This window comes from Paraburkholderia sp. NMBU_R16 (genome assembly GCF_013282575.1).
In the GTDB taxonomy this organism is placed as follows: Bacteria; Pseudomonadota; Gammaproteobacteria; order Burkholderiales; family Burkholderiaceae; genus Trinickia.
Window position 1 is genome coordinate 22,587 of sequence record NZ_JAAAYE010000059.1, and the last position, 6,000, is coordinate 28,586.

Sequence of the window (6,000 nt, forward strand, 5' to 3'; positions counted from 1 at the left end):
TGCGGCGCACCGCCTGTTCGGTATTATCGGCCTGCCCAGCGCAAACTGAACGGCTCTCGGGGTTTCATCGTAGGCGCGCGGTTGTGCCTGAAACACAGTCTGTAGTACTGTCTTGCCGTCGCAAAAGCAGGAAAAAGCCGGACATGTGCCCATCGTACCGCCGGGCGGCCGGAGCCCACGAATGACTGCATCCCTACGCCTCGACATGTTCAACTTACCAGTTTCGGGTTTGCCGGCGCCTTCGCCCGCGTGCCAGGCTGCTGCCTCACGCCGCCAGGCCAGGGGGCGCTGATGGACTTCAGCCTCGACCTGAAGCGCACCGCCAACGCATCGGTGTGGCGGCTGTTGCCCAACCGCTGGGACTTCGTCGCCTTTCCGCTCATCATCTGCCTGATCGCGATGGCGGCCATCGGCGTTCACCAGACGATGGCCCCGATTTCGACGCTCAAGACGCAGGTGATCTCGCTCGATCCGACGAACCTGCCCGAATATGCGCTGCGCACCACGCTGCGGATGCTTGCCGCGATGTGCGCGTCGCTCACGTTCACGCTCGTTTATGGCACGCTCGCGGCCAAAAGCCGGCGCGCGGGCATGGTGCTGATTCCGATCCTGGACATCCTTCAGTCGGTGCCCGTGCTCGGCTACATTTCGTTTACGGTGACCTTTTTCCTGGCGTTGTTCCCGAAGCAGGTGCTCGGCGCCGAGCTCGCGGCCATCTTCGCGATCTTCACGAGCCAGGCCTGGAACATGACGTTCAGCTTCTACCAGTCGCTGCGCACGGTGCCGCGCGATCTGGACGAGGTCTCGCGCGGCTTCCACCTGACCGCCTGGCAGCGGTTCTGGAAGCTCGAAGTTCCGTTCTCGATGCCGGGTCTCATCTGGAACATGATGATGTCGATGTCGGGGGGCTGGTTCTTCGTCGTCGCATCGGAGGCCATCACCGTCGGCAACAACACGATCACGCTGCCCGGCATCGGCGCCTATCTTGCGCAGGCAATCTCGGACAAGAACCTCGTCGCGGTGGGCTGGGTCATTCTCGCGATGACGGTCGTCATCCTCGCGTACGACCAGTTGATGTTCCGCCCGCTCGTCGCCTGGGCCGACAAATTCCGCATGGAGACGACGAGTTCGGGCAACGCGCCCGAGTCGTGGCTGCTCGATGTCGTGCGGCGCACGCGGCTCATTCATCGGTTGCTCGTGCCGGTGGGGTGGCTTTTTTCGAAAGCTGCGCGCGTGCCGATCCGGTTGTCGTTGCCGCCGGGCTTGCGGCTGGGCCGTGCCGGTGGCGCGCGGCGCGCATCGTCGCGCGCCACCGATATCGCGTGGGCGCTCGTGCTGCTCGCCAGTACGCTGTACGTCGTCTGGCGCGTCGCGGCCTATGTGCGGACCGGCGTGGCGCTCGACGAAGTCTGGCACGTCGTTCTGCTCGGCTTCATCACGCTCGTGCGCGTCGCGATCCTGATCGCGCTTTCCTCGCTGATCTGGGTGCCCGTCGGCGTTCTGATCGGGCTGCGTCCGGCCTTGGCCGAGAAGATTCAGCCGCTTGCGCAGTTTTTCGCTGCCTTTCCGGCCAATCTGCTCTTTCCGGTGTTCGTGGTCGTGATCGTCCGCTTTCACCTGAATCCGGACATCTGGCTTTCGCCGCTGATCGTGCTGGGCACGCAGTGGTACATTTTGTTCAATGTGATCGCCGGAGCGACGGCCTATCCGAACGATTACCGGGAAGCCGCGACGAACTTCCGCATTCGCGGCTGGCAATGGTGGCGCCAGTGCATGCTGCCGGGCATTTTCCCCTATTACGTGACGGGTGCGCTGACGGCCTCGGGCGGCGCCTGGAACGCGAGCATCGTCTCCGAGGCGGTCCAGTGGGGCGATACTCATGTCGTCGCGCACGGGCTGGGTGCCTATATCGCGCAGATGACTGCCGCGGGCGACTTTCCGAAGATCATTCTCGGCATCACCATCATGTCGCTGTTCGTCACGCTGTTCAACCGCAGTCTGTGGCGGCCGCTCTATGCTTATGCCGAGTCGAAGCTCCGGCTCGATTGATGCAAAAAACGCACGATAGGTCCATTCGAGAGTGAAGCGCAATGCAAACCCCCAAAGCTGAACCGACCTCGGCGTCGTCCGCTTCACCCGTGTCGCTCGGCGCCGGTGCCGCGCCTCGTCTCGGCGAGGAAATCCTCAATGTCAAGGACGTGTGCCGCGGCTTTTCGAAAGCGCAGGGCGAACTGCTCGTTCTCGACGACGTCAATCTCTCGCTGCGCTCGGGCGAGATCGTTGGTTTGCTCGGACGTTCCGGTTCGGGCAAGTCGACGCTGTTGCGCATCATTGCCGGGCTCATCGAGCCGACGGATGGCCACGTCGACTATCTCGGCCAACCGCTCGCCGGTCCCGCCGAGGGCGTCGCCATGGTGTTTCAGACGTTCGCGCTCTTTCCCTGGCTCACCGTCTTGCAAAACGTGGAAGCGGGTCTCGAGGCGCAGGGCGTCGGTGCGCGCGAGCGGCGCGAACGGGCGTTGGCCGCAATCGATCTGATCGGCCTCGACGGATTCGAGAACGCGTACCCGCGCGAACTGTCGGGCGGCATGCGCCAACGCGTCGGCTTTGCGCGCGCGCTGGTCGTCGATCCCACGTTGCTCTTGATGGATGAACCGTTTTCGGCGCTCGACGTGCTGACCGCGGAGACGTTGCGCACGGACTTGCTCGACCTGTGGACGCAGCGGCGCATGCCCATCAAATCGATTTTGATCGTCACGCACAACATCGAAGAGGCGGTGTTCATGTGCGATCGCATCCTCGTGCTTTCGTCGAACCCGGGGCGCGTGATCGCAGAAATCAAGGTGCCGTTCGCGCATCCGCGCAACCGTCTCGATCCGGCCTTCAAGCGTCTCGTCGACGACATCTACGCGAAGATGACGGCGCGCCGAACCGACGAAGCCACGAAGAAGGGGCTCGAGCTCGGCAGCTGGCTGCCGAGCGTTTCGACGAACTTGATGGCGGGTCTCATCGAAACGCTCGCGGCGCCGCCCTATCACGGCCGGGCCGATATGCCGGAAATCGCGCGCTCGCTGCATCTCGAGGTCGACGATCTCTTCCCGATCGCGGAAGTGCTCCAGCATCTCGGCTTCACCGACGTGCGAGAGGGCGATATCTTCCTCACGCCGCCCGCGCGCGTCTTCGCCGAGTTCGGCACGCAGGAACGCAAGATGATGTTCGCCGAACACCTGTTGCGTCATGTGCCGCTCGCCGCGCGTATCAAGAAAGTCCTCAACGAACGCCCGGGCCATCGCGCGCCGCGCGTGCGGTTCGAGCAGGAGCTCGAGGATTTTCTATCGGACAGCGCGGCCGAGGAAACGCTCGACGCCGTCATCAACTGGGGCCGCTACGGCGAGATTTTCTCGTATAACGATCAGACCGAAATCTTCAGCCTCGAAGACGTCGAGTCCTGATCGCCATCTATCACGGGCGCGGAGTCCTGCTTGCGGCTCCGCTGACCCTGACTACCTGAATAGGCCGCTTGGGGCGCGTGTGGACTTGTAAAAAGACAGTTCTGTACCCGTCACGCATCCATCGATCGGCGACATCCCGCCGATCGTCTTCGCTTTATCCCGCCCATGTTCGTCATGCTCCGGAATGCGAACGACGAATATGCCAAGCTGCGTGCTTGGTTGAAGCCGGCGACGCCGTGTCGGTTGCTGCGCCGAACATTCTCCTTTTGTCGATCACGATCTCATCGATGAATCCGCGCGTTGATAAAGACTCGTCGAGCCACATCAGTGGCCACCCCGATTGCGTCGAAGCGACCGGTAACGCGGCGACAGCACCTGCGCCTCAACCTGCCTCGCGTAGCGCCGTGGACGGATTGCGCAGGCGCATTGGCGGGAGCGCCCGCGACAATCTGGATCGTTCACTGAAGCTTATCGAATCGCTCGATCGGGGCGGCCCGGAGCTTCGCAGCATGATCGGGACAAGTCCTCTTGCGAGGGGGGAAGCGGAGCAAGCCGATCGCGACCTCGACGGTGGCCTCATTCGCAGCCCTATCCATGGGCGCACCCTCGCCATTAAAGACAACATTGCCGCCGCCGATGGGACCGCCACCACCGCGGGCTCGCTGGCACTGGCCGGCATCGTCCCGACCCGCGATGCAACCGTTGTCGAAAAGCTGCGCAGCGCGGGCGCGGTGATCGTCGGCAAGGCCAATCTGAGCGAATGGGCGAATATCCGAGCGTCGGACTCCGTGAGCGGTTGGAGCGCGGTGGGCGGCCAGACACTGAATCCGCATGCGCTCGACCGCTCTCCGTGCGGCTCCAGCTCCGGTTCGGCCGTCGCGGTCGCGGCGGAAATCGTCGATATGGCTATCGGCACCGAAACCAACGGCTCCATTACATCGCCGGCCGCATTCACGAGCGTGGTGGGGCTCAAGCCTACCGTTGGGCTGGTAAGTCGCGACGGCGTGGTGCCGATCTCGCATACACAGGACACCGCCGGGCCCATCACGCGAAACGTCACGGACGCAGCCGCGCTGCTCAGCGTGATCGCCGGGCCCGACCGGCGCGACGATGTGACGTTGGGTGCGCCAGCGGCGGAGGACTACGTCGCCGCATTGGATCGCAACGCCCTGAAGGGAGCGCGGATCGGCGTCGCGACCGAATTCTTTACCAAGGGTGACCCTGTCGGCCAGCATATGAGAAAGGTCGTTGACGGGTTGAAATCGCTCGGTGCGACGCTGGACTACTCGATCAAGCTGCCCGTTCCCCAATGGGGAACTCGGGCGCAGTCGATACTGCTGCATGAGCTAAAGGATGGCATTCCGAAATGGCTGCAGCGTTTTGCGCCGCATGCCGGCATCGCTTCGTTGGACGACATCATTGCCTTCAACGAAGCGCACCCCGAGGAGGAACTGCACCTATTCGGCCAGGATATGTTCCTGCGCACGCGCGCAATGGGCGGTCTCGAAGCGCACAGCTACCGGCGCGCGCTCGCCTATTGTCAACGCGTGTCACGGCGCGACGGACTGGACCGTGCGCTCGGCGAACACCGGCTGGATGCCATCGTCGCGCCGACGCGCTCCGAGACGCCCTGGTTGATCGACTACGCCGGCGGTGATCGCTACCGGCTTGCATTTCCCGGCTACGCCGCGGTGGCCGGCTACCCGCATCTGACGGTACCGGCCGGGACAGTCTACGGCTTGCCGGTGGGCCTCTCGTTCGTGGGTCCGGCCTGGAGCGAGGCCAAGCTGCTTTCATACGGCTACGCATTCGAGCAATCGGGCGAATGGCAGGCAAAGCCAACCTACGTCGAGCGCTCCAACGGTATCGACTTCGCACGCCAATCGCGTTGACACCGGAGACGGTTGGGATGGGGGCAAGCCGTCCCAGGGAGGGCGGCGAGATTTTCTCGTATAACGATCACACCGAAATCTCCAGCCTCGAGGACCTCGAGTCCTGATCCGCCATCTATCATGGCGCGGAGTCCTGCTTGCGGCTCCGCTGACCCTGACTACCTGAATAGGCCGCTTGGGGCGCGTGTGGACTTGCCGAAAAACAGTCCTGTACGATACGCCCGGATTTCGGTCGGGAAACGACCGCTTCCGATTGAACAAGAACCTTGGCCTATCGATGAATCGCTTCGAACCCGGCTTGCTCAGCAAACTATTCGGTGACGGCCAGCATCAGCCGACCCCTGCCACCGTTCGTCAGTTGTCGCTTGAGGAACTGAAGAGCACGGTCGCCCGACATATCGAGTCGCTCCCATCTTCCGTGTCTTGATGCCCGTACGAGCCCGCGTACCGGCACAACTCGAGGTTTTCCGCCTCCAAACCGGTTGCCGATATAGTTGCAGCCATTCAACAGAAGCAATCGACATGAAACGGCTCTTTTGAAAATGCAGTGGGTAACGCGGCTCACGAGGCATGCGGGTTGAAGCTGGAGAAATCTAGCTTGCCGGCGATGAGGAACAGCACGGTTCGCATTGTTTCGAAGCGCGTGTAGCCGCGCG

At 63.0% G+C, this 6,000-nt stretch carries 3 protein-coding genes and 1 pseudogene; all 4 read left to right on the plus strand.

Features of this window, described 5'->3' with window-relative positions:
• The first annotated feature begins 291 nt into the window (after positions 1-291).
• The gene (locus tag GWC77_RS23025) at positions 292-2,049 is read left to right on the plus strand and encodes an ABC transporter permease subunit (RefSeq protein ID WP_173260656.1); all 1,758 of its coding nucleotides are present in this window, start codon (positions 292-294) and stop codon (positions 2,047-2,049) included.
• A gap of 41 nt (positions 2,050-2,090) precedes the next feature.
• The gene (locus GWC77_RS23030) at positions 2,091-3,452 is read left to right on the plus strand and encodes an AAA-associated domain-containing protein (protein ID WP_173260657.1); all 1,362 of its coding nucleotides are present in this window, start codon (positions 2,091-2,093) and stop codon (positions 3,450-3,452) included.
• 287 nt (positions 3,453-3,739) lie between these two features.
• On the plus strand, positions 3,740-5,344 hold the full coding sequence (locus GWC77_RS23035; RefSeq protein WP_173260659.1) for an amidase: 1,605 nt from the start codon (positions 3,740-3,742) through the stop codon (positions 5,342-5,344).
• Between the two features lie 277 nt (positions 5,345-5,621).
• Positions 5,622-5,753, plus strand: a pseudogene (locus GWC77_RS29700) (type VI secretion system baseplate subunit TssE); the annotation flags it as partial.
• Positions 5,754-6,000: the final 247 nt, after the last annotated feature.